21 protein-coding genes are annotated in these 21615 nt (G+C 60.8%); 9 read left to right on the top strand and 12 right to left on the bottom strand.

Translation table 11 applies throughout. From position 1 onward, the window contains the following. Positions 1-35: 35 nt before the first annotated feature. Positions 36-953, bottom strand: coding sequence for a M23 family metallopeptidase (locus tag NW826_RS01480; RefSeq protein WP_414509256.1), 918 nt, complete (start codon positions 951-953; stop codon positions 36-38). Positions 954-1131: 178 nt separating this feature from the next. On the opposite strand from NW826_RS01480, the gene NW826_RS01475 reads away from it, so the two are divergent. Next, complete coding sequence (locus tag NW826_RS01475) at positions 1132-2127, top strand: carotenoid biosynthesis protein (RefSeq protein WP_414509255.1); 996 nt, start codon at positions 1132-1134, stop codon at positions 2125-2127. 149 nt (positions 2128-2276) lie between these two features. Here the strand turns inward: NW826_RS01475 and lspA are convergent, their stop codons facing one another. The 3 genes from lspA to cysC all read right to left on the bottom strand — a co-directional run bounded on the left by lspA (position 2277) and on the right by cysC (position 3852). Then, the gene (gene lspA, locus NW826_RS01470) at positions 2277-2792 is read right to left on the bottom strand and encodes a signal peptidase II (protein ID WP_414509254.1); all 516 of its coding nucleotides are present in this window, start codon (positions 2790-2792) and stop codon (positions 2277-2279) included. Between the two features lie 209 nt (positions 2793-3001). Beyond that, the gene (locus tag NW826_RS01465) at positions 3002-3226 is read right to left on the bottom strand and encodes a hypothetical protein (protein ID WP_414333537.1); all 225 of its coding nucleotides are present in this window, start codon (positions 3224-3226) and stop codon (positions 3002-3004) included. 86 nt (positions 3227-3312) lie between these two features. Next, positions 3313-3852: an adenylyl-sulfate kinase gene (gene cysC, locus NW826_RS01460; protein ID WP_414509253.1), complete on the bottom strand. Its 540-nt coding sequence runs from the start codon at positions 3850-3852 to the stop codon at positions 3313-3315. Between the two features lie 103 nt (positions 3853-3955). Between cysC and NW826_RS01455 the strand changes: the two genes are divergently transcribed. Beyond that, entirely contained in the window at positions 3956-5227 is a 1272-nt protein-coding gene (locus tag NW826_RS01455; protein WP_414509252.1) for an aspartate aminotransferase family protein, read from the top strand. On the opposite strand, the gene NW826_RS01450 is transcribed toward NW826_RS01455, so the two are convergent. Beyond that, a complete protein-coding gene (locus NW826_RS01450; protein WP_414427043.1) occupies positions 5224-5634 on the bottom strand; it encodes a hypothetical protein in 411 nt (136 codons plus the stop codon). The genes NW826_RS01455 and NW826_RS01450 overlap by 4 nt on opposite strands. 166 nt (positions 5635-5800) lie before the next feature. Between NW826_RS01450 and NW826_RS01445 the strand changes: the two genes are divergently transcribed. Both NW826_RS01445 and NW826_RS01440 read left to right on the top strand, forming a co-directional pair. Then, positions 5801-6625: a creatininase family protein gene (locus NW826_RS01445; RefSeq protein WP_414509273.1), complete on the top strand. Its 825-nt coding sequence runs from the start codon at positions 5801-5803 to the stop codon at positions 6623-6625. Positions 6626-6757: 132 nt separating this feature from the next. Next, positions 6758-7420: a Uma2 family endonuclease gene (locus NW826_RS01440; RefSeq protein WP_414509251.1), complete on the top strand. Its 663-nt coding sequence runs from the start codon at positions 6758-6760 to the stop codon at positions 7418-7420. Between the two features lie 30 nt (positions 7421-7450). Here the strand turns inward: NW826_RS01440 and NW826_RS01435 are convergent, their stop codons facing one another. After that, the gene (locus NW826_RS01435) at positions 7451-8860 is read right to left on the bottom strand and encodes a hypothetical protein (RefSeq protein WP_414509250.1); all 1410 of its coding nucleotides are present in this window, start codon (positions 8858-8860) and stop codon (positions 7451-7453) included. A 38-nt stretch (positions 8861-8898) separates the two neighbouring features. After that, positions 8899-10005, bottom strand: coding sequence for an N-acetyl-gamma-glutamyl-phosphate reductase (argC, locus tag NW826_RS01430; protein ID WP_414335956.1), 1107 nt, complete (start codon positions 10003-10005; stop codon positions 8899-8901). A gap of 217 nt (positions 10006-10222) precedes the next feature. Between argC and NW826_RS01425 the strand changes: the two genes are divergently transcribed. After that, positions 10223-10507 (top strand): hypothetical protein, encoded by a 285-nt coding sequence (locus tag NW826_RS01425; protein WP_414335958.1) that lies wholly within the window; start codon positions 10223-10225, stop codon positions 10505-10507. Between the two features lie 53 nt (positions 10508-10560). On the opposite strand, the gene NW826_RS01420 is transcribed toward NW826_RS01425, so the two are convergent. Together NW826_RS01420 and NW826_RS01415 are read right to left on the bottom strand one after the other, a co-directional pair. Further along, positions 10561-11289, bottom strand: coding sequence for a 2-phosphosulfolactate phosphatase family protein (locus NW826_RS01420; protein WP_414337205.1), 729 nt, complete (start codon positions 11287-11289; stop codon positions 10561-10563). 25 nt (positions 11290-11314) lie between these two features. Further along, entirely contained in the window at positions 11315-12088 is a 774-nt protein-coding gene (locus NW826_RS01415) for an ABC transporter permease (RefSeq protein WP_414335959.1), read from the bottom strand. 62 nt (positions 12089-12150) lie between these two features. Between NW826_RS01415 and purS the strand changes: the two genes are divergently transcribed. After that, on the top strand, positions 12151-12408 hold the full coding sequence (purS, locus tag NW826_RS01410; protein ID WP_414335961.1) for a phosphoribosylformylglycinamidine synthase subunit PurS: 258 nt from the start codon (positions 12151-12153) through the stop codon (positions 12406-12408). A 487-nt stretch (positions 12409-12895) separates the two neighbouring features. On the opposite strand, the gene NW826_RS01405 is transcribed toward purS, so the two are convergent. The 3 genes from NW826_RS01405 to NW826_RS01395 form a co-directional block, all read right to left on the bottom strand. Then, on the bottom strand, positions 12896-14494 hold the full coding sequence (locus NW826_RS01405) for a protein kinase domain-containing protein (protein WP_414334946.1): 1599 nt from the start codon (positions 14492-14494) through the stop codon (positions 12896-12898). A gap of 44 nt (positions 14495-14538) precedes the next feature. Continuing rightward, positions 14539-15348 (bottom strand): polyphosphate kinase 2, encoded by an 810-nt coding sequence (gene ppk2 / locus NW826_RS01400; protein WP_414509272.1) that lies wholly within the window; start codon positions 15346-15348, stop codon positions 14539-14541. A gap of 150 nt (positions 15349-15498) precedes the next feature. After that, positions 15499-16713 (bottom strand): HhoA/HhoB/HtrA family serine endopeptidase, encoded by a 1215-nt coding sequence (locus NW826_RS01395; RefSeq protein ID WP_414427042.1) that lies wholly within the window; start codon positions 16711-16713, stop codon positions 15499-15501. Between the two features lie 204 nt (positions 16714-16917). Between NW826_RS01395 and NW826_RS01390 the strand changes: the two genes are divergently transcribed. From NW826_RS01390 to glgP, 3 genes are all read left to right on the top strand, one after another. After that, positions 16918-17445: a nucleoside deaminase gene (locus NW826_RS01390; RefSeq protein ID WP_414334948.1), complete on the top strand. Its 528-nt coding sequence runs from the start codon at positions 16918-16920 to the stop codon at positions 17443-17445. Positions 17446-17714: 269 nt separating this feature from the next. After that, the gene (locus tag NW826_RS01385) at positions 17715-18911 is read left to right on the top strand and encodes a SpoIID/LytB domain-containing protein (RefSeq protein WP_414509249.1); all 1197 of its coding nucleotides are present in this window, start codon (positions 17715-17717) and stop codon (positions 18909-18911) included. Between the two features lie 411 nt (positions 18912-19322). Beyond that, positions 19323-21524: an alpha-glucan family phosphorylase gene (glgP, locus tag NW826_RS01380; protein WP_414367766.1), complete on the top strand. Its 2202-nt coding sequence runs from the start codon at positions 19323-19325 to the stop codon at positions 21522-21524. Positions 21525-21615: the final 91 nt, after the last annotated feature.

Here is a 21615-nt window from a genome sequence, read left to right as displayed (position 1 = left end):
AAAGAGGGATCGGGGGTGAGGGAAACGTCTCCAGCCTATTGAGGGTGACCAGAGAGCTGCTGAGCCTGCCAGCAGACGCCCAGGCTGGGCGCTTGGCCCACCTGCCAGAGAAACAGGCTTTCAGCTCCCAGGGGATCCAGGCTCCAGGGATCCAGGCCAGACCCAAACCACCCGTAGGGATCGACAGGAGCGGGCTGGCCGGAGTTGGTTTGATCAAGGCGGCGCACCTCAAAATGGAGATGGGGCCCGCTGGCGCAGCCGCTGTCGCCCGACAGGCCGATTACGTCCCCTGCCGCCACTCTCTGTCCCTCCTGCACCCGGATTTGGCTGAGGTGGGCGTAGAGGGTTTCCAAGCCGCCTGGCTCGTGCAGAATGCGCACCCGCAACCCCCTGACCGGGCGGCCCAAGCCAGGACACAAAAACTGCGGCTCTTGACGCGCCAAGGTGACCCGTCCTGAAGCGGCGGCCAAGATCGGCGTACCCACCGGCATGGCCCAGTCGTAGCCGGCGTGGCCATCGCTTTTGCCGCAGGGGTGCAGCGGGCCAGGGAGCCAAACTTGGCCTTGCCCACTGACAAACCGTCCGTTGCCATCTTCCTCCCCCAGGGGCATATCGTGGTCGAAAAGGTTGGTGACGGGAAATTCGCCGACAAAGGGCTTGTGCAAGAACGGCCACTGGGGCAGCGGCGCATCCCCATCAGCAGAGCGATGGCTCTCCAGCGCCAGCCGATAGTTTTCCAGCTCCTGACGCTGAGCCGGATCCTGCGACTGCCGATACAAGAGATCCACCAGGCGCAGGGCCTGAGACCAGTCCCGGCGCTCCACAGCCCGGGCCAACTGGGCGTACACCCCCACCAGGGATCCCTGCCACCGAGGTAGGGGCAGGCCCTGGGCAAAGACAGAGGGGATGTTTACGAATTGATACAATAGACAGCAAAATATCAGCAGTGTCACCGTTAGCAGCAGTGACACCTCTGTCCAGGGAGCCATCCCAAGTAGGCCGGCCCGCAAGCAAGCGGGTTCGTTCTTGGAGTTGGGCTTTCTTCCCAGGCCACCCGCTTTTCTCCTCAGCCGTTGTAGGAGCGGTAGAGAGGCAGAGCGGCTTTGCTTAACCACTCTCCTGGAGTTTCTCATGCGTTGGTTCTCGTCCTCTGGTGTTCTCGTCAGTCCGTCTTTGCAGCTTTCTGTTTGGCGAAGTGTTCTGCCTCTGTCCGGCTCAATTTGGCAGCGGCTGGAAGCTTTGGCGCTGGGTTTGCACATTCTGTCTTTGCTCTTCGGGTTGGCAGGGTTGCTTTGGGTTGTACCCCATCCTGAGTGGGTGGCCAGTTTGTCCCCCGTTGGCATTCAAGCCTTCTCCTGGAGCATGGGCAATGGCGGCGTTGCCTACATGGTGTTCGGGGCGCTGGCGGCGGCTTTGATGGGATCCCGACTGTTGGGAGTGCGGCGCCTGTTGATGTTTTTGATCCCGGCGGTGGGCATCTCCCTGGCCAGCGAGCTGTTGGGCACCAGTACAGGGATCCCCTTTGGCGACTACGGCTACCTCAGTGGGCTGGGCTACAAGATTGCCGGGCTGGTTCCCTTCACGATCCCTTTGTCTTGGTTTTACGTGGGGCTGTCCTCTTACCTGTTGGCGCGGGTGGCGCTGCAAGCGGGTCGCCACTGGCTGATCCACTGCGAGGCCATCCTGTTGGGGGCGCTGCTGCTCACCGCTTGGGACTTCGTGCTGGATCCGGCCATGACCCGCGGCTTGATCCCCTTTTGGACGTGGTTTCAGCCGGGGCCTTTTTTCGGCATGCCGTTGCAAAACTTCGGCGGTTGGATGCTGACCGGGGCCGCCTTTATGACCGTAGCCAACCTCCTCTGGGGGAAAGATCAGCCTGTGTTGAACCGCCGCCAGTTGTTGGGGCCGCTGGTGCTTTATGTAGCCAATTTTGCTTTTGCCCTGCTGATGAGCCTGGGATCCGGCATTTTCGCGCCGGCGGGGCTAGGCCTGTTGCTGGGCTTGGGGCCAGCCTTAGGGTTGTGGTGGAACGCCCCGCCTGCACCCTCCCATCCCGAAGCGGTTGAAGGAGAGGCAGCTCGAACCTGGCAGGCGCTGGAGGATCCTGGCTGGGCGGGGGTGAAATAGCTGCCTGGCGTAGTTATGAGGGAGCAACAGTGCCCTGTAGCCCTTTCGGTGCTCACCCCTCTTGCTGGCCCATATCTGCCTGGACGAATGGGGGGATCCTTCGGGGCCACCCAAAATGGAGCCCAAGTCGCGGCGGCGGTGGTGTTTATTTAACTGCTGCCGCCGTGGCCAGATTTCTTTTCTGGATGAGGCAAAGTGGAAGCCGGTTCCGTTTCCTTTGATTTGTCCTGTAGCAAGCCGATCAGCAAGCAGGCCACCCCAAGGTTGATGGCCACATCCGCCACGTTAAACACCGGAAAGCGGATCCAAACCAGATTAAAAAAATCCACCACGTAGCCGTTGAGAAAGCGGTCGATGCCGTTCCCTACCGCTCCTGCCCAGACCAGACCGTAGCCTGCCTGTTCCCAACGGCCCAGGCTGCCGCCGCGAATCGCCAGCAGCGCCAGCGCCACCGCTACCCCCAACGAGACCCACTTGAGAAACTCTGCCGAATCGGCAAACAGGCTCCAGGCGGCGCCGGTATTTTCCACATAGGTGAGGTGAAACACCCCCGGCCACAGCTCGATTTCCGGCCCCGGCAGCAGCCGCTCCACCGCCCAACGCTTGGTCGCCTGATCCAGGATCACGCCCAGGATCCCGGCCAGCCAAAAGCCCGTGTTTTTCATGCCCTTTTGCTTCACCACGTCCACTGGCAATAGCGCTCAGAGGAGCACTTTTCCCATCCTGACATTCTCTCTCCCGCCTGTGGGTGACAAACCGCAGGGGCAAGGCTTGGGGGTTGTCTGTCTGGAGAGCTCAATGAGGACAAAGAAAAGCACCCGCCTGGCTGAGCCGGACGGGGATTCCACAGTCCAGATAAAGAGAGCCAGAGCGGCTACCGACCCTGTTGCTCCAGGGATCGGCGCAACTCACTGGCCATCTGCAGAAACTCTTGCGGATTGCCCGCCTTGCCGTAGGAGGAGCGATCTTCAACCTTTTTGCCACTGCCTTGGCGGGTGCGGGTGTTGAGCAAAGAGCTGGCCATTTCCATGAACTTGGCAGGGTTTCCTTCGCTGCTGCCCCGCATCACAGAGGTTCGTCCGGCACGAGTCACTGCCATAGCTACCTTGATTCTCAGAAACGAAATGCTTGTTCATATCTTCCCACAAGGGATCCCAAACCCGCCAGGCCCAGCGCTCTATTAAGCTAGGAGAATTGTTGGAGATAGCCGTGAATTCTCAGGCTTTGCATCACCAATTCGATACATTCAGAGATGCTTTGCTCGGCGGTTTTGCACACCACCTCTGGACATTCCGGCGGCTCGTAGGGATCGTCGATGCCGGTAAAATGCTGGATGAGACCTGCCCGCGCTTTGCGATAGAGGCCCTTGACATCCCGACGTTCGCATACCTCTAGGGGGGCATCCACAAAGACTTCGATGAAGTTGCCGATCTGCCGCCGCACCTCCTGCCGGGTGGCCCGATAAGGGGAAATGGCCGACACCAGCACGATCACCCCGTGGCGGGTCAGCATCTCTGCCACAAAGCCAATGCGGCGAACGTTCTCATCCCGATCCGCCCTGCTGAAGCCCAGTTCCTTGCTGAGGTGTTGCCGCACCAGGTCTGCATCGAGCACTTCCACCGCCAGCCCCAGAGCCTGCAACTGCTGGGCCACACCGCAGCTCAGGGTGGTTTTGCCCGCGCCGCTGAGCCCCGTAAACCAGACTGTTACCCCCCGCCGCCCCATGGGTGTGGATCCCGTCTCCTTAGAGCTTCGTCAGAATAGCATCCTCAGAGCAGAGTGATACACTCGAATCACTGTCCATTCTCTCTCTGTCTTGCCGCCGGCCATGTCACCGCTGAGCTCTTCTTTCGTCGATACCCCCTCGCAATCCGCGACCACTGCCGAGCTGTTCGAGCAGCATGTGATGTCCACCTACGCTCGCTATCCTCTGACCTTGGTGCGGGGGGAAGGCTGCCGGGTTTGGGATGAAGAGGGGCGGGAGTACCTGGATTTTGTGGCTGGCATTGCCACCTGCACGTTGGGCCATGCCCACCCCGCTTGGATCCAGGCGCTGACGCAGCAGGCGCAACAGTTGCACCATGTTTCCAACCTCTACTACAACCAGCCGCAGGCGCAACTGGCCCAATGGCTGACCCAGCACTCCTGTGCCGATAAGGTGTTTTTTTGCAACTCGGGGGCAGAGGCCAATGAAGGCGCCATCAAGCTGGCCCGCAAGTACGCCCATACGGTGCGCGGGATCCAGGATCCGGTGATCCTCACCGCCCAGGCCAGCTTTCATGGACGCACCCTGGCCACCATTACCGCCACCGGCCAGCCGAAATACCAAAAAGACTTTGCCCCTCTGGTGCCCGGCTTCGATTACGTTCCCTACAACGATCTCGAGGGTACGGCGGTGGTGTTGGAGCGCTGGGGCGAGCGGGTGTGTGCCGTGCTGCTGGAGCCGCTGCAGGGGGAGGGAGGGGTTGTCCCAGGAGATCCCGCCTACTTCCAGTGGCTGCGCCGGGTCTGCAGCGAGCGGGGCATCCTGCTGATGTTGGACGAGGTGCAGGTGGGCATGGGGCGCAGCGGCAGGCTCTGGGGCTACTGCAACTTGGGAGTGGAGCCGGATGTGTTCACCTTGGCCAAGGGTCTCGCCGGTGGGATCCCGATTGGCGCCCTCTTGGCCAAAGAGTTTTGCGCCGTGTTTCAGCCGGGGGATCACGCCAGCACCTTTGGCGGCAATCCCTTGGCCTGTGCAGTGGGCCTGGCGGTTTGCCACACCCTGATGGCCGAAAGCCTGGTTTGGAATGCCCAGCAGGCAGGAGCCTATCTGCGCCAGGGGCTGTCTCGCCTGGCAAGGCAGTTTCCGCAGCTTGTTCAAGAGGTGCGCGGCTGGGGCCTGATCCAGGGTTTGGTGGTGCGCATCCCGGCGGCTGAGGTGGTCAGGGCGGCCCTGGAGCAGGGGCTACTGCTGGTGCCGGCGGGATCCCAGGTGGTGCGCTTTGTGCCCCCCTTGATCGTCACGCCAAAGGAGATTGACGAGGCGCTGGCGCGGCTGGAATCGGCTCTGCAGAGCTTAGCCGTTGGCGATGGCGGGACAGAGTCCTGGCAAGCTTAGCCCTGGTAGAGCTGTTGCAAAAACGCCTGCAGCCGCTGGCGGGCCTCATGGGGCAAGGGATCCCTGGCCTGCTCTAGCAGGGGCAGTACCTCCTCGGCGTAGGCCGGGACAAAACCGTCAGCCGGCCAGAGCAAATCCGAAGTGGATTGCAGGTTTAAAACTTGGGATCCCTGCTCGAGCAACAGGGGCCGCACCCAGAGCAGCGCCGGGGATCCCGCCTCAAGATTGTGGAGAGAAACCTGAATCAGCTCCACGTAGAGGGTGGCTTGCGGCCCCGGCAAAGCTAGAAGGCGGCGGGGTGAGGTGGGGGCACTCCCTACTTCCGTCCCAGCAGGCAGAGGACGTCCTCTAAGGGGGGGCTCCTCACCAGAGCCACATTGAGCAGGCAGACAGGGCCACAGGGTCATGGAACGGCTGGCTTCCGCTTAGGAACGATCGAGACAAACTACACCTGATCTTAAGAGACGCCTTCTCAGGTTCTGCGAGGGGATCCCGTCGGAAGCAGAGATTGCCCAAGGTGCTAGTCTTGCAGGCAAGGCTCCTCGAAATTCCTTGCAACCGGATCCCGCCATGATGCACACCTTTATCCCACCCCACCGCTTTTTCCCCTACCTGACCTGGACGGAGATCCAGGCCATGCCCAACAAAGAGAATGTGGTGATCATCCAGCCCGTAGCCTCGATCGAGCAACACGGGCCCCACCTGCCCCTGGTGGTGGATGCCTGCATCGGCACCGCAATCATCGGGCGGGCTATGGAAAAACTAGAGCCGGGGATCCTGGCCTATGTCCTGCCCACCCAGTGCTACGGCAAAGCCAACGAGCACTGGCATTTTCCGGGCACCATCACCCTCTCGGCGCAAACCCTGATGGCGGTGCTGACCGAAGTGGCCGAAAGCATTTACCGGGCCGGGTTTCGCAAGCTGGTGTTCCTCAACTCCCACGGCGGCCAGCCCGAAGTGCTGCAGATTGTGGCCCGCGACCTGCACCAGAAGCACGAAGACTTCCTCCTTTTCCCCATCTCCGTCTGGCGCGTTCCCCACCAAGGCCAGGAGCTGATGACCCCGAAAGAACGGGAACTGGGCATCCATGCCGGCGACGGCGAGACCAGCATGCTGATGTACCTGTTGCCCGAGACAGTACGAACTGACCGCTTGGTCTGCGAGTACCCTCAGGATCTGCCGGAAGACAGCCTGATTAGTCTGGAAGGGCGGATCTCTTTTGCCTGGACAACTCGCGACCTCAGCCGGAGTGGTGTCCTGGGGGATGCCACCGCCGCCACGCCGGAAAAAGGCAAACTTTTGGTGGAGTCCATGGCCGATGGCTGGGTGCGGCTGATCCGGGATCTGTACAAGTTCCAACAGCCCCAGGCTTGGCGCAAAGACCCGCTGCCAAGGTAGGGAATCCCAGCTGATGTCTCCTTGTGATGCTTCTGGCCAGCCCAGCCTGCTTCTCAGGAGCGGAAGCAGCGACTTCGCCAGGGCGGGTGATAGGCTTGAGGGGAAGTTCCCCTACCCTGTGAGGGGAGAGCGATGGTTCTTGCCTCAAAGCCAGCCACCCCCCCTATCCTCGAGCGGCACGACGCCACTTGGCAGGACTACCTGACCATTTGCAACCATCCCACCCTGGACTGGCAGAAGATTTCTTTTTACCAGGGCTGGTTGTGGGTCAACATGGGCAAGGAAGGGCCAGAGCACGCCTCCGTCAGCGATTTCATCACCATCATTTTTGGGTTTTGGGCCTTTCTCCACCCGGATGTGCCCCTGCAGTCCTACGGTCGCTGTCTGATTGAGTACCCAGAAACCCATGCCTGCGCCCCTGACCTAGTGCTCTACAAAGGGGAGAACATCCCCAGGTACCAAGCTGGCGAGCCGCGGCAGATTGATTTGCGTTTCCAAAGACCCCCTGACCTGGTGGGCGAGATTGCCGACACTACCCTTGCTCTCGACCTGGACGAGCAGAAGCAGCTTTATGCCAGCCTGGGCATTCCTGAGTACTGGGTCATCGATGTCAAGGGGCGGCGCGTTTTTGCCTTTGCCCTGGCCGAGGATGGACGCTATCGGGCCATTGCCCAGTCGCAGGTGCTGGCGGGCCTGCCGATAGCCCTGCTTGAGCAAGCTCTGGAACGGTTGGCCAACGAGACCAACACCGCTGCCGCCAACTGGCTCCTGCAACAGCTCCAACGCCAGGCTTGAGGCCACCGCTGATCAAGATTTCAGGAGAGGTCAGTCTTCTGATTCTTCTATCTTGGGATCCAAGCTCTTGGCGGTAAGGCGCAGGGCCTCTGCCTGATCCATCACTCGTGGAGCTTGTGCTGCCGTCTCAACGCCCTGGCGATAGTTCTCCCACAGAGGCATTTCCGGGTAGGTCTGCTGCAGTTCCTCAATCCGATCCAAAAGGGCCGCCAGCCAGCCGGCTGTGCCCCAGGTGAGCAAAAACTGGAAGGGGTTCCAGAGGTTGAGCTGCCGCCCCAACTCATTTAAGCTCTCGTTGCGGATAGGCGGATCGAAGATGTTGGCCACCGTCATCAACTGTCGTGCCAGCAGGGGTCGAAGGGCTTTCTCGGCAGCCTCCACCACGGCAGGGATGGCGGCCTGGATCCGGTCGGGGTCGGGAATATTCCGCGCCTGGGGCAAGGCTTGCAGCACCAACTCCAGCCGCCGCCCTGCCTCTGCTGATTCCAAGGCCGATTCCAGGGTGGTGCCCACACTGAGAAACACTTCTCCCGTCAGCAGCCGCACTGCATCGATGACCAGGTGATACAGGGGGGGGATCACGAGCTTAATCCACTCGCTCTGGAAAAACTCCCGCAGCCGCCGGGCCGCATAGTCCCCCACCTGGGTGGTCTGGATCCCCACTTGGGTGAGATTGAGGTACCAGTCGGGGGGGGATCCCTTGGGATCCAGCCAACGGCGCAGGGTTTGCCATTCTTCTTGCGTGAGAGCGGTGCGTCCCTGTTTCAAACCGGTTCGCCGCAGCTTGCCCTCGGCATTCAAGAGCCTGCGCAGCTCCGGTGTGCCCAACAAGGACAAAGCACCTGCCGAACCCACACTGCCAATCTCGATGGCAATCAAGGTGACCAACAACGCGGCTGAGGCTGTCACCTGGATCTGGCCAGTTTTGTCCATCACAAGAGGCAGGCGGCTGTTGCCATAGGCACGGGCACTCATCGCCTCCAGAGCAGAGCGTTGCTCAGAGCTCAGCACCCAGGAATCGGTTTCCGCCGGCTCCTGCAGGCCGTGATACAACAGGCTGGCCACCCAGGCTCGATCGGCAGCCCGCCCCAAAGAGCCAATGACCACCTCCCATTGGCAGGGGTTAAGCAAGGGCAGGAGGGCTTGCAGCTCTTGCCGGATGGGCTCTGGAGAAGTTGCACTTCTTGCCCTGTCCAGAGCTGCCTGCAGCCGATCCCGCGCCTCTCGGCACAGCCCGCCCCACTCCAGTTGCAGGCGGGCCAGGGTTTGTTGCACCGTTTCTTCGGAGCGCCGGGGCAGATCCTGCCAGCCCGCCTCCAGTTGCCGCCACAGCTCCTCCCAGTTCAGGCCCTCAGCAGCGCCATTGACGGGATCCGCAGCAGTGCTGGGCGAGGCATTGTGGGGCTCGGAAGCGGAAGAAGGATCCAGGGGCTCAGACATGGACAGAGGTGGCCTCAAGGGGATTACCGGCATTATAGCTAGGGGTAGAAGGCCAGCCGCGGTAAACCCAACGTTTCCGGCCATCCCATCATCAAGTTGAGACACTGCACTGCCTGCCCGGCTTGCCCCTTCATCAGGTTGTCGATGACCGACAGGACGATAACCCGGTTGGTGCGGGTGTCCACCTCCAGCCCAATCAGGCAGGTGTTGGTGCCGGAGACCCATTTGGTTTGCGGGTAAACCCCCCGCGGCAGCACCCTCACCCAGGGGGATTGGCGATAAAAAGCATTGTAGATAGTGAGCAAGTCTTCCCCCACAAAGCCGGGATCCCGCAGGTTGGCGTACAACGTAACGTGGATGCCCCGCACCATGGGCACCAGGTGGGGCGTAAATTGCACAGTGATGGGCGTGTGGGTCAGGTCGGCACAGCCCTGCTCGATCTCGGGCGTATGCCGGTGTTGGGCCACGCCATAGGCCGCCAGCGAGCCGTCCACCTCGGCAAACAGGGATCCCACCTTGGGGGTGCGACCTGCCCCCGAAACGCCGGACTTGGCGTCGAAAATGAGGCTGTCCAGCTCCACCAACCCCTGCCGCAGCAGCGGGGCCACTGCCAGCAACGAGGCGGTGGGATAGCAGCCGGGACAGCCCACCAGTTGGGCTTGGGCAATCGCCTCGCGATACAGCTCTGGCAGCCCATAGACCGCCTGCTCATTGGCTTGGCGATAGGCAGGGCTGGGCCAGTTGGGATCCGTCTGCCCCAGGCGGTACCACGATTGGTAGGTGGCCAGGTTGCGGAAGCGGTAGTCTGCCGAGAGATCTAGAACTTTGCAGCCTTTGGCCAGCAAAGGCGGGGCCAGGTCCGCCGCCAGCCCATTGGGCAAAGACAAAAACACCACCTGGCTGCTGGCGGCAATGCGATCCACCTCTACCGGCTGCACGGTCAGATCCACCACCTGGGCCAACTGGGGATAGAGATCCCCATAGCGCTTGCCGGCACTGTCCTGGCCGGCCAAGTAGGTAAGCTGCACGCCGGGATGCTCGCTCAGCAGCCGCACCAATTGCACTCCTCCATACCCGGAAGCCCCGACAATGGCGACGCGGACGGGATCGACGGGTGGGAAGGAGCGGGGCGCCATATTGGCCATGGGGAGCTGCCTGTGCAGGAGAAGTTACATGATGGCTTGCCTTAAGTTCTATCGCATTTTTCCGCCGCATTTGCCCCTGCATCTTGTTCATCCGCACGGGTATTGCCCAGCAACCCAGTGGGATTTGTTATGCTGGGCTCACCGGAGCTGCTTCGGCCTTGGCAGCGGCTTCTATCTTTCTTTGTGTCTGTCTGGGTAGCTTCATCATCTTCGGTCTATGCACTATGAGCGATTGATCAACATTGTTCTGCGAGCCTACGGCCAAAGCAGCCGCCATGGTCTGGATCAAGAAACCCTGACCCTCTACTCCGAAGGCCCCTACACCCTCTACAAGCTCACCTCCCATTTCGACCGCCGCTCCATTTTTGTCTTGGCCCAGAATCAGCGGGATATGTTTGTTTCCGGCGATGCATTTCACAACAAGCTGATCCCGGGGGAATGGCAGGCGTGGCTACACCAGAAAGCGTTGAGCATTGCTCCCGATACAGCAAAAGCGGGCTAGTCGGAGACGAGCCCACATCCAGCCTGTCGAGATCCGGCCAAGAGCTGTAGGGACTACCTGTTGTTGGCCAAAACCCCTGGTTGAACCTGTCGGGGCACCACCGAGAGCCGATCCAGCTCAGCACAATAGGCCAGATCCCTGTCGTTTTCCGGCCCAAGCCCCAACAGCCGCTGCCCGTGGCTAGAGCGCCGCAACAGACCCAGGAGATCCTCCTGCCAAGTTTGGTAGAGAGCTAGGGCGGCCACCGCTTCGTCGTTGCCCAACTGCTCCAACGAGCAGCCCAAGCGATGCAAAATCGCCCCGGCACAGGCGGTGTCTTCCAACGAAAAGGCCCCTTCCCAGCCGGATCCCACCAGCCACACTTCGGCAAAAGCTCCTTGTCTGAGAAATTCCACCACCGCTCCCAAGTTCACCAGGGCCGCCGTGATCACCACCGGGATCCCTTCTAGGCGCTGCAGGCTGCGCGTGCCGTTGGTGGTGCTCAGGAAGATGCGCTTGTCTTGCACGCGGTCGGGGGTGTAGTCGAGGGGGGAATTGCCCAGATCGAACCCTGCCACTGCTTTGCCCCCCCGTTCCCCCGCCAAAAGCCGCTTGCAAGCCGGCCAGTTTTGGCTTGCCTCCTGGAGCTGTTGCAAGTGAGCAAACACCTGTACCGCCTCTGCCCCTGCTGCCAGCGCTGTGGCAATGGTGGTGGTGGCCCGCAGCACATCGATGGCCACCGCGCACTCTGGGATCCCGGATAGAGGCACCTGTTCGGGCGTGTAGAAGTGGGAAAAGCGCATGGGAAAAGGGTGAGGAGCGAAAACGTTAAAACTCACGCCGGGCAAACACCAACACCGCCAGAATTAGCAGCAAAAGGGTGTAAACCAAGCCGTAAAGTGCATCTACGAGAAGTTCTGCCGGAGGGGGAACTTGGCCGTAAACGGCAGCGTCTCTCAGGTTGAGGCGCTCCAGATCCGGCAACACCCAGTAGATCATCTCGAACACTTTGCCCAACCCGCCATCTTCCACCAACTTGCTCAATTGCAACAGAGCACGGCTGGCATGGCCCATCAGGAACAGGGCAATGGTGTAGAGCGTAGCCAAAATTGAAGAGGTAAAAACCCCGAATAGCAGGGCGGCGGCGACAATCAGCGCCAGCTCCAAGAAAGTAAAGGCCGCCGCCCAGGAAACGGCCAAAAGGGGAATCGGAGCCTGCACCACCAGCAAACTCAGCAGAAAAACGGCCGTCATCAGCAGCACCAGCACCGACAGCAGAGCCGACAGGCCCAGATGCTTGCCGACAATGAACTCTGCCCGGCTCATGGGTTTGGCAATCAGCACATAGACAGTGCGCTTTTCGATCTCTTTATTCACCAGCCCTGTGCCAACGAAAATGGCCACGATCAGCCCAAAGAAGTGAATGGCCGCCAACCCCAAGTCGGCAATAATCTTGTTGTGGGCTTGGTTAGCCACCTGCGGGATCAAAACAATGGCTCCCAGCATGGCCACCGCAAATACCATCACCAGGTAGAGAATCCGATCCCGAATCGTTTCTCGGAAAACGTTGTGGGCAATGGCCACCACGCGCGTCGCATCCATGTCTGCACCCAAAGCCGTGACGATCCGACTGATACACTGGTAACAGATCCAGCTCCCATTTTATGCAGTTCCAGGCCCAGATCCAGATTCACCTGCGCCCCTCTGTGCTCGATCCTGCCGGGGCCGCCGTCCAGTCCAGCCTACATCAGTTGGGGCACACCCAGGTGCGGCAGGTGCGTATCGGCAAGCACATCCAACTGCAGCTAGAGGCTCCCGACGCCGAAACTGCCCGACGCCAGGTGGGCGAGCTGTGCGACCAACTGCTGGCCAACCCGGTGATCGAGACCTATCAAATCCAAGTGGATCCCATCGAGGGTTAATTTACGGGGTTCGCATGATTGGGGGTTGATCGAGCTTTCGCGCCACTGTAGAGCCAGCAGGGTGTATCGACAAAGACAGTTTGGCAAGGCGATTGGGGAAGCCTAGGTTTAAGGGCTGGGCAAAGGCAAGCTTTTCACTACAAAACCGCAATTCAGTTACTCGAAAAATCCGACATAATTGGCTTTGAAAGTTTGAATATGAAAGGTTTGGCTAGGACTGGGATGGCAAAATCTATCCTAGATAGGGGCAGTTTCTGTCTATTGTCGCCCACAAAAAAATAGCGGTGAATGCAAACGGCACCACCCAAAATTGCTCCAATTGCGGCACTCCCGTATCTAAGACGATTGCAGGCCGAGGGCATTGACTGTCGTCCTGTTTTCGGGAGTCGTTGCGTTTCAAACCCGATTAAGACGCTCCCCAGGCGCTTTGCGCCGCTGACGCGACCCCCCTAGCTCTTCTTCTTCTTTTTGGGAGAGGGGAGCTTTTTTATAGACAGGCTTTTAGCTTTTTCAGCACCGCTCGATCCAGTACCAACAGGGCTGAGTGCAGGCCACCTGAGTAGCCCCAGAGAAAGCCCACCGGCAGGTGACCTTTTGGTGCTTCCAGGTTGGTCTTGAGCTCCCCATACCCCAACCAGCGGCCCTGCACCCGCCAGCCGACTCTTTCTCCCATGCACGCTTCGCGGGGCAACGCCAAGAAGGAGCCCGATCTGATCCCGCCTCCCGCCTCGGGATCACACTCCTGCCAGAGCTGCTTCTGGACGGTGAAGCCGAAGCGCCCATGGCTGGCCTGCATCCACAGTTGGTCGATCAGCCGCAACAGCGGGCAGGGGAAAGCCTGAACATCCTTGGGATCGAAAAAGCCCACCTGGGATCGCCCGCCCAGCTTTAACATCAGGGCCGTCGTCCAGCGATCCGCTTCCCCCCACCGCCCGGCCCGCAGCCGATCCCACAGCCCTTGTAGGGCGGGAGCCGCTTCTCCCACCCAGTCTGGCCAGGGGAGAGTAGCGGGCAGGGATCCCTCCCAGCTCCCTTGCCTTTCTGGACAGATCTCAAAAGGAACCAGGGATCCGGATGCCCCCTCTTTTTTCTTTATCGTGGCAGGGGTGGGGGGCGCCACTATTTGCTCCAGCTCTTCTGCTGAGTGCTGGGCCAGGAGCTGTTCCAGCTCATCTTGAGGTTGCCGGGCTAGAAGCTGCTCTAGTTCCTGCAGATCCTGGGTGCGAAGGGCCGGCTCAAAGGCAACCGGCTGCTTCTTCTCTTCTGGAGAGACCGCTGCCGGCAACAGGGCCAGCCACTCGGACATGGTTTGTGGGCGCTCTTCGGGGTGGAGAGCCATCCCTTTGAGGATGGCGGCCTCTACAATCTCGGGAATGCTGGGGTTGAGGCTGCGGGGGGTATCCAACTGGCGGCCTGTGGCCCGCACCGGCGCACACAGGGGCACCATTCCTGTCAGCAGGGTGTAGAGGGTCGCTGCCAAGGCGTAGACATCGGTGAAGGCTCCGCGGCGGCGTAGGCTGTCGTATTGTTCCAGAGGGGCGTAGCCATCGGTGCCGTAGGAGGTGTGGCGCTGGATCAGACCTTGGGCGTAGGCCCGCGCCAGCCCAAAGTCGATCAACACCGCTTGCCCAGATCCCTCCCGCACCAGGATGTTGGCCGGCTTCACGTCTCGATGCAGAATCCCCTGTTCGTGCAGGGCCATGAGGGCGGATCCCACCTCCCGCGTCAGGCGCAGGGCTTCCGGCAGGGGCAGCGGCCCCTTTTGCCGCAAAAGCTGGTGCAGAGTCTGGCCACGGATGTACTCCATCACAATGCACCAGCAATCCTGCTCCCAGATCACCTCTTCCACCTTCACCACATGGGGGTGGCGGCAACGGGCCAGTTGCAGCGCCTCGTTCATGAAGTTTTGCTGGAAGCGGGGATAATCGGGATCCTCGCGGATGCTGTCGTTTAAGACCTTGATAACCACATAGTCAGCACGGACGCTATCCCAGGCGCGGTAGGTGATGCCAAAGCCCCCTTCCCCCAAAATGGCCTCGATGCGGTAGCGCCCCCCCTGCAATTCTTCGCCAACTGCCCAAGCCATACGCGATCTCGCTCCCCGCCTCTAGGGCTATTCTGTCACGGGGATCAGTAAATAGACGGCACATAGAACTGCTCGTTGCGGGGCGGCCGCCGATAGGGCTCTCCTGGCGGGCGCGGCGGCAGCTCTATCGCCTCAGGGATTAAGTCTTCGTAGGGGATCTTGCTGAGAATGTGGTGAATGCAGTTGAGACGGGCCCGCCGCTTGTCGTCGGCCTCCACCGTGAACCAGGGCGCCTCGGGAATGTTGGTGTGGGCTAACATCGCGTCCTTGGCTTTGGAATACTCGACCCAGCGGTTGCGGGACTCCAGATCGATGGGGCTGAGTTTCCAGCGTTTGAGCGGATCCTTCACCCGTTTTTGGAAGCGGCGCTCCTGTTCTGCGTCGCTCACGGAAAACCAGTACTTCAAAAGGATAATGCCGGAGCGCACCAGCATGCGCTCAAATTCGGGACAGGAGCGCATGAATTCCTGATACTCTTCCTCGGTGCAAAAGCCCATCACTCGCTCGACTCCGGCCCGGTTGTACCAACTGCGATCGAAGATAACGATCTCGCCGGCAGCGGGGAGATGGGCCACGTAGCGCTGAAAATACCATTGGGTGCGCTCTCGGTCTGAGGGCACCCCCAGGGCAACCACCCGGCAGCCGCGGGGATTGAGGGGTTGGGTCAGGGTCGTGATCATGCCCCCCTTGCCGGCAGCATCGCGCCCCTCAAAGATGATCACCACCTTTAGGCCCTGGTGCTTTACCCAGTACTGCAGCTTCACCAGCTCCACCTTGAGCGGGAACAAGGCTCGCTCGTAATCTTTGCGGGAAAGTTTGGGGCGCTCAGGGGCAGGTTTCGAGATCCCGCCGATTTTGAGCCATTTCTTCTTTTTGCCCTTAACGTTCGGCTTCACCTCAGAGAGAGGGGTTTCAGAGGAAAGGTGGGGTTCGGGGATCACAAAACAGCTCCAAAACTGGACTGACCAGGGGGTTGGTCGGGGCCAGGATCCCAGCCTACCTGCTCAAGAGCCCACCGGCAGCACCCCCGTCTTCACCTGGAAGGTGCGCGCCTGGCCATTGCGGATGACCCGCAGCGTCAGCGTCTTGCCCACCCCCGCCGCTTCCACCAACTGCTGCACCTGCTCGGCATTGCGGATGGCTTGCCCATCGATCTCGGTGATAACATCCCCCTCTTGCAAGCCAATTTGCTCAGCCGGGGAGCCGGGAATTACCTGCCCGATCAACACCCCCTCTTGCACCGTCAGCGGGGTGGGGCGGGCCGGGTCACGGTTGAGGCGGGCCACCAAATCGGGGCTGAGGGTAATCATGCGAATGCCCAAGAAGGCATGCTCCACCCGGCCATTGCGGATGAGTTGCTCGGCAATTTCCATGGCGCGGTTGATGGGGATGGAAAAGCCGACGCTCTGGGCCCGCTGGAAAATGGCCGTATTCACCCCAATGACGCGACCTTCCGCATCCAGCAGCGGGCCGCCCGAGTTGCCGGGATTGATGGCCGCATCCGTTTGCAGGAACGTCACCCGCTTGTTGGTGGCCCCAATCTGCCCGGAGGAACGCCCGACGGCGCTGATGATCCCTGCCGTTACGGTGTTGTCCAGGCCCAGCGGGTTGCCGATGGCGATGGCCCAATCCCCCGGCCGTACCTGGTCGGAGTTGCCCAAGGTAACCGTGGGCAGATTTTCGCCCTCGATCTGGATCACGGCGATGTCGGTCACCGGATCTGAGCCTTTGACCTCCCCTTCAAAGGTGCGTCCATCCAGCAGATGAACCCTAACCCGCTCGCTGCCTTCTACCACGTGGGCGTTGGTGAGGATGAGGCCGTTGGCATCGATGATGAATCCGGATCCGGTGCCTTCCTGCTGAAACTCCTGCGGCAGTTGCGGGATTTGTCCCCCAAAGAAGCGACGGAACAGGGGCTGGTTAAACAGCTCGGGATCGATGGGGCTGGCTACGGTGCGGGTGGCATCGATGCGCACCACCGCCGGGCCGACCTTTTGGGCAACAGCGGCAATGAAATTGGAAGGCCGCACGGCATCGGCGGGAGAGGCAGACTCAGGCAGAAGGGATCCCACCCCCCCGCCGGCCCGCTGCGACCAAGTGGCAAGGGGAGTTTGCTGCAGCCATGCTTGCCCCGCTCGAGACGACAGCCAGACTCCCCCGGCAACGCCGCCGCCGAACAAAGCCATCGCCAGAAGTGTTTGCCGTAGAATCCGCGCCATGATCCCTCCCAAAGCTAAGCCGTATTGCCGAGAAAACAAATGCGAAGATGGAGAAAGCTTGAGCCAAATCCACCAACTGAGGCCAGCTCAGTCCAGCTTCACATCTATAATATTCCGCCCACCCTCACCCATTCCTCTAGATTGGTAAGGGCTTTGCGCTTAACTTAGCAAATCTGGCGGGCAACGGCAGTGCTCAAACGCCCAATGACGATCGGCAATTCGAGCAAGCTCCCCTCTTTGTTGCCCCAGGGGCGGGATCCGTGGCAGCGCCACCGCGCCTGGATGCAGTTGGCCCTGCGAGAAGCCGAGCGGGCAGGAGAAGCTGGGGAGGTGCCGGTGGCAGCTCTGGTGGTGGGGCCGGGGGAAGAGTTGTTGGCCCTGAGCGGCAACCGGCGGGAACGGGATCGGGATCCCACCGCCCATGCGGAGATTTTGGCCCTACGGCAGGCGGGGCAGCGCCTGGGCGACTGGCAGTTGCAGGGCTGTCGGCTATATGTCACCCTCGAGCCCTGCCCCATGTGTGCGGGGGCGATCAGCCAAGCGCGGTTGGCCCAGGTGATTTACGGCGCCGACGATCCCAAGGCCGGAGCGCTGCGCAGCGTGCTCAATGTGCCTGCTTCTGCCGCCAGCTTCCATTGCCCAGAGGTCATCGGCGGGGTTTGCGAGGCCGAGTGTCGTCGCTTGTTGCAGCAGTGGTTTTGCCGCCGGCGGGGGATCCCCCTGGCAACCTAATGGGGAACTTGGGCGACAAAAAGGTCGGCTTGAAGTCGTGCATCCGCGAGAGGTTTTTGATACTGTCATATCGGCTAAGGCCTCCGGCCCGCTAACGCGAGCGGCTGGCCGGGATCCCCTAGGACAGGCAGCGGCTTGAGTTTCGGGTGAGTTTTGAGATCTGCCTTCTCAGGCCTTGCTTTGTAGATTTTCTGGTGGATCCCTTCCTCGCCCATCGGTGGGCAGGGGATCCGCTGCTCATAGGTGGTCTCTACCCAGAGGAGTGACGTGTGAGTGTAGCCCTCTTTTCCTCTCCGGTTGTGTCTCCGCTGCCCTCGGCTTGGCTGAGGGGGATCGGCCTTCTGGTCTGGGCCTGGCTCTGTTTGGCCTTCCCGGTGCAGGCGCGGGTGCTGCTGCGGGTGGGGATTGCCGTCAACAAGCCGCAGGTCAGGCTTGGCAGCTCTGCCCCGGCCCGCCTGTTGAACGCCCAGGGACAGCCACTGGCCGAAGTTCCGGCCATGCAGCCGCTGCAGGCCAGCCGGATAGGCTCAGCGGTCAGTTTGGCCGGCCAACAGGGAGAACGCCTTTACCTACAGCCCACTACCCCCGATGGGTTGGTGTTCATCGACCAGAACTGGTACCGCGGCTGGGTGGAGCTGATCCCCGGCGAGAGTGGGGTGATCGCCATCAACCAAGTTGGCTTGGAAGACTACGTTTCCAGCGTGGTGGGCAGCGAGATGGGACATCGTTTTCCCATGGAGGCCCTCAAAGCCCAAGCGGTGGCCTCCCGCACCTACGCCCTCTACCACCGCAGTCGTCGCTCCCAGCAGCCTTTTGACTTGGGAAATGGCGTCGATTGGCAGGTCTACAAAGGGGTGGCCGCCGAATCCAACCGCACCCAAGCGGCAGCCCGCGAAACCGCCGGACAGGTGCTTATCCACCAGGGGCAGTTGATCAATGCCGTTTTCCACTCCTCCGGGGGCGGGCACACGGATGATGCAGGGAATGTCTGGTTAGAATCGCGGCCCTACTTGCAGGGGGTGCCCGATTTCGATCACCACTCGCCGGTGTTTAGCTGGACGGCTACCATTCCCGCCCAGCAGCTCCAGCAGTTGGCCGGCGGGATCGGAGCCATCCGTTCCATCGAGATCCTGCGCAGCTCCCCCTGGGGACGGGCCATCACCCTGCGCCTGGTGGGATCCCAAGGCAGCAAAGACGTCAGCGGCAGCGAATTCCGGCGGGCCCTGGGGTTGCGCAGCACGATGATCGCCATCAGCCCCCGCGGGGAGACGGCCACTACAGCCAGCCTGACCCCTATTGCAGCAGCCTCACCGGCTTTCTTCGAGATCCAGGGGCGCGGCTACGGGCACGGGGTGGGCATGAGCCAGTGGGGAGCTGCCGCCCTGGCCAGCCAAAACTACTCCTACCAACAGATCCTCAGCCACTACTACCGCAACACCCGCCTGGCCGTGGTGGATGGACGCTAGGGCTCAACTTCGGGAAAAAACTCACAAAATAACCGATTGGTAGCAAAAGTAGCTGTAGTTTTTAAGAGTTTGTGGGTAGCAACATTTTGATCGCTCTGGAGAAGTTTCCTGAGAGTTCGTTGGGGTTCTGCAGATCTTGTTAACTCTGATGCCGCACCCTCTCTTGAGTGTGGCGGAATCGAAACCTGGTCTGCTGGTGGTCGCTGTTTTTGAGGGCTCCACGCCACTGTGGCAAGATCGAGGAAAGCTCCGCAAAAGCTGAGCTGCGTCTCCTGAAGATTTTGTAGAAATCTTGAATTCTCTTCTGCGGATCCTCAGGATCGGCTCAATAATAATTGAGATACGTTTACCGGGATCGACCTCTACCTCTTCTTTTTCGAGCCCATAACTTTAACCTCAGGTATCTGCCCTATGTCCATTGCCACCTTAGCCCCCGCTTTTCCTGAACGTTGCCCGGCGCTGCCGCAGGCGCTTACCCCTTTGTGCGAGATCGCCCGCAACTACTGGTGGACTTGGAACCCCGATCATCTCACCATTTTCCGGGAAATGGATCCTGCCCTGTGGGAAAAAACCTCTCACAACCCGGTGCGCATGCTGGAGGAGGTTTCCTACTTGCGCCTGGCGGCCTTGGCTACTGACGTCAACTACCTCAACACGTTGAACCGGATGGTGCAGTCCTATCGGCAGTACATGGCGGCTGAGGATACCTGGGCCAAGCGCACCATGAAAACCTACGACTGGCAGCGCCCCATCGCCTATTTCTGCGCTGAGTATGGCCTACACGAGTCTTTGCCCACCTACTCTGGGGGCTTGGGTATGTTGGCCGCCGATCACCTCAAGTCGGCCTCCGATTTGGGAGTGCCCCTGGTGGCCATTGGATTGCTCTACCGTCAGGGCTATTTCCAGCAGCGCCTGGACACCAGTGGCTGGCAGGGGGAGCTTTATGAAGACTCCGAGTTTGAGTCTTTGCCGCTGACCTTGGTGCGTCAGCCGGATGGCAGCCCTCTGTTGGTGGAAGTGGCGATGCGGCAGCGGCTGGTGAAGGCGCGTGCCTGGCGGGCGGACGTGGGCCGGGTGCCTCTCTTGCTGCTGGACACCGACCTGGAGGAGAACGATCCCATCGACCGCTGGATTACCGCCCATCTCTACGGGGGCAGCACCGACACGCGCATTGCCCAAGAGTGTATCCTCGGCATCGGGGGGGTGCGTCTGCTGCGCCAGTTGGGCCTGGATCCCATGGTCTATCACATGAATGAGGGGCATGCCGCCTTCTTGACCTTGGAGCTGCTGCGGGAAGAGGTGGCGCGGGGCACGACTTTTGAGGCGGCGGAGGCCAAGGTGCGGGAAAAATGTGTCTTTACCACCCACACACCGGTGCCGGCTGGCCACGATGCTTTCAGCCCCAACGAGATGGATGCGTTCTTTGCTTCCTTCTGGCCACAACTGGGCCTGACGCGGGAGCAATTTTTGGCTTTGGGAGCTCGTCGCAGCGGGGATCCCTGGGAGCCCTTCAACATGACGGTGCTGGCTTTGCGCTACGCGCGGGCGGCCAATGGGGTAAGCAAGCTGCACGGACGGGTTTCTCGCGAGATGTGGCATGTGCTCTACCCCGAGCGGTCGGTGGATGAGGTGCCCATCAGCTCTATTACCAATGGGGTGCACGCCCGCACCTGGGTTTCCCCCCTCTTCTGGAACCTCTACGATCAGTACTTGGGCCCCGACTGGCCGGAGCGGGTGTCGGATCCGGAACTGTGGGCCAAGGTGGAAGAAATTCCCGATGAGGAGCTGTGGCGGCGCAAGGAAGCCCTGCGGGAGCGGTTGGTGTCTTTTACCCGCCACCGGGTGTTGCGGGCGCGGCGCAACCGCGGCGAAAGCAATGAGCGTATCCAGGCGGTCAACCAGTTGTTGGATCCCAAGATCCTGACGATTGGGTTTGCCCGCCGCTTCAGCACTTACAAGCGAGGAGATTTGATCCTGCGCGATCTGGAGCGAGTGACCCGCATCTTCACCAATAAAGAGTATCCTGTGCAGATTATCTTTGCCGGCAAGGCCCATCCGCGGGACGAGGGGGGCAAGCGCCTGATCCAACGGGTGGTGGAATGGTCCAATCGCCCTGAGGTGGCCAACCGGGTCGCCTTCATTGAAAATTACGATGCCTATGTCGGTCGCAACTTGGTGCAGGGGGTAGATGTGTGGCTGAACAACCCGCGACGCCCTCTGGAAGCTTCTGGCACCTCAGGGCAAAAGGTGGGCTTCAGCGGGGGGTTGAATCTGTCGGTGTTGGACGGCTGGTGGCCGGAGGGTTACAACGGCCGCAATGGCTGGGCCATCGGCCAAGAAATCGAAGGCTTGGATCCCGCTGCCCAAGACGATTTGGACGCCAACTCTCTCTACGATTTGTTGGAGTATGAGGTGATCCCCATGTTCTATGAGCGGGACGAGCAAGGGATCCCGCGCCGCTGGATTGCCCGCATGAAGGAGGCGATCCGCACCCTCAACCCGGTTTTCAACACCGACCGCATGGTGGCCGAGTACGTGTTGAAAATCTACGAGCCTCAGCCCCTGGAAGCAGAGGTGAGCCGGACTTTGTCAGGTTCGGCTGTGGTCGGCTAGGATCCCCCGGCCCCTCTCCCAGAGGGAGAGCCCTCACCCCCGGCCCCTCTCCCAGAGGAATGGCCCTCACCCCCGGCCCCTCTCCCAGAGG

Origin of the sequence: Synechococcus sp. OH20 (genome assembly GCF_047502685.1) — a bacterium.
GTDB lineage: Bacteria > Cyanobacteriota > Cyanobacteriia > Thermostichales > Thermostichaceae > Thermostichus.
The sequence above is the reverse complement of the archived record's forward strand: the minus strand, read 5'-3'. Positions and strand labels throughout refer to the sequence as shown.

Bases quoted from the DNA above. Each gene is read 5' to 3' on its own strand.
- NW826_RS01425 (WP_414335958.1), top strand. From the start codon at position 10,223: ATGCACTATGAGCGATTGATCAACATTGTTCTGCGAGCCTACGGCCAA.
- glgP (WP_414367766.1), top strand. From the start codon at position 19,323: ATGTCCATTGCCACCTTAGCCCCCGCTTTTCCTGAACGTTGCCCGGCG.
- NW826_RS01465 (WP_414333537.1), bottom strand. From the start codon at position 3,226: ATGGCAGTGACTCGTGCCGGACGAACCTCTGTGATGCGGGGCAGCAGC.
- NW826_RS01390 (WP_414334948.1), top strand. From the start codon at position 16,918: ATGACGATCGGCAATTCGAGCAAGCTCCCCTCTTTGTTGCCCCAGGGG.
- argC (WP_414335956.1), bottom strand. From the start codon at position 10,005: ATGGCCAATATGGCGCCCCGCTCCTTCCCACCCGTCGATCCCGTCCGC.
- NW826_RS01415 (WP_414335959.1), bottom strand. From the start codon at position 12,088: ATGGATGCGACGCGCGTGGTGGCCATTGCCCACAACGTTTTCCGAGAA.
- NW826_RS01395 (WP_414427042.1), bottom strand. From the start codon at position 16,713: ATGGCGCGGATTCTACGGCAAACACTTCTGGCGATGGCTTTGTTCGGC.
- NW826_RS01450 (WP_414427043.1), bottom strand. From the start codon at position 5,634: ATGACCCTGTGGCCCTGTCTGCCTGCTCAATGTGGCTCTGGTGAGGAG.
- NW826_RS01475 (WP_414509255.1), top strand. From the start codon at position 1,132: ATGCGTTGGTTCTCGTCCTCTGGTGTTCTCGTCAGTCCGTCTTTGCAG.
- NW826_RS01405 (WP_414334946.1), bottom strand. From the start codon at position 14,494: ATGGCTTGGGCAGTTGGCGAAGAATTGCAGGGGGGGCGCTACCGCATC.
- cysC (WP_414509253.1), bottom strand. From the start codon at position 3,852: ATGGGGCGGCGGGGGGTAACAGTCTGGTTTACGGGGCTCAGCGGCGCG.
- NW826_RS01440 (WP_414509251.1), top strand. From the start codon at position 6,758: ATGGTTCTTGCCTCAAAGCCAGCCACCCCCCCTATCCTCGAGCGGCAC.
- NW826_RS01455 (WP_414509252.1), top strand. From the start codon at position 3,956: ATGTCACCGCTGAGCTCTTCTTTCGTCGATACCCCCTCGCAATCCGCG.
- NW826_RS01420 (WP_414337205.1), bottom strand. From the start codon at position 11,289: ATGCGCTTTTCCCACTTCTACACGCCCGAACAGGTGCCTCTATCCGGG.
- purS (WP_414335961.1), top strand. From the start codon at position 12,151: ATGCAGTTCCAGGCCCAGATCCAGATTCACCTGCGCCCCTCTGTGCTC.
- NW826_RS01435 (WP_414509250.1), bottom strand. From the start codon at position 8,860: ATGTCTGAGCCCCTGGATCCTTCTTCCGCTTCCGAGCCCCACAATGCC.
- lspA (WP_414509254.1), bottom strand. From the start codon at position 2,792: ATGAAAAACACGGGCTTTTGGCTGGCCGGGATCCTGGGCGTGATCCTG.
- NW826_RS01445 (WP_414509273.1), top strand. From the start codon at position 5,801: ATGCACACCTTTATCCCACCCCACCGCTTTTTCCCCTACCTGACCTGG.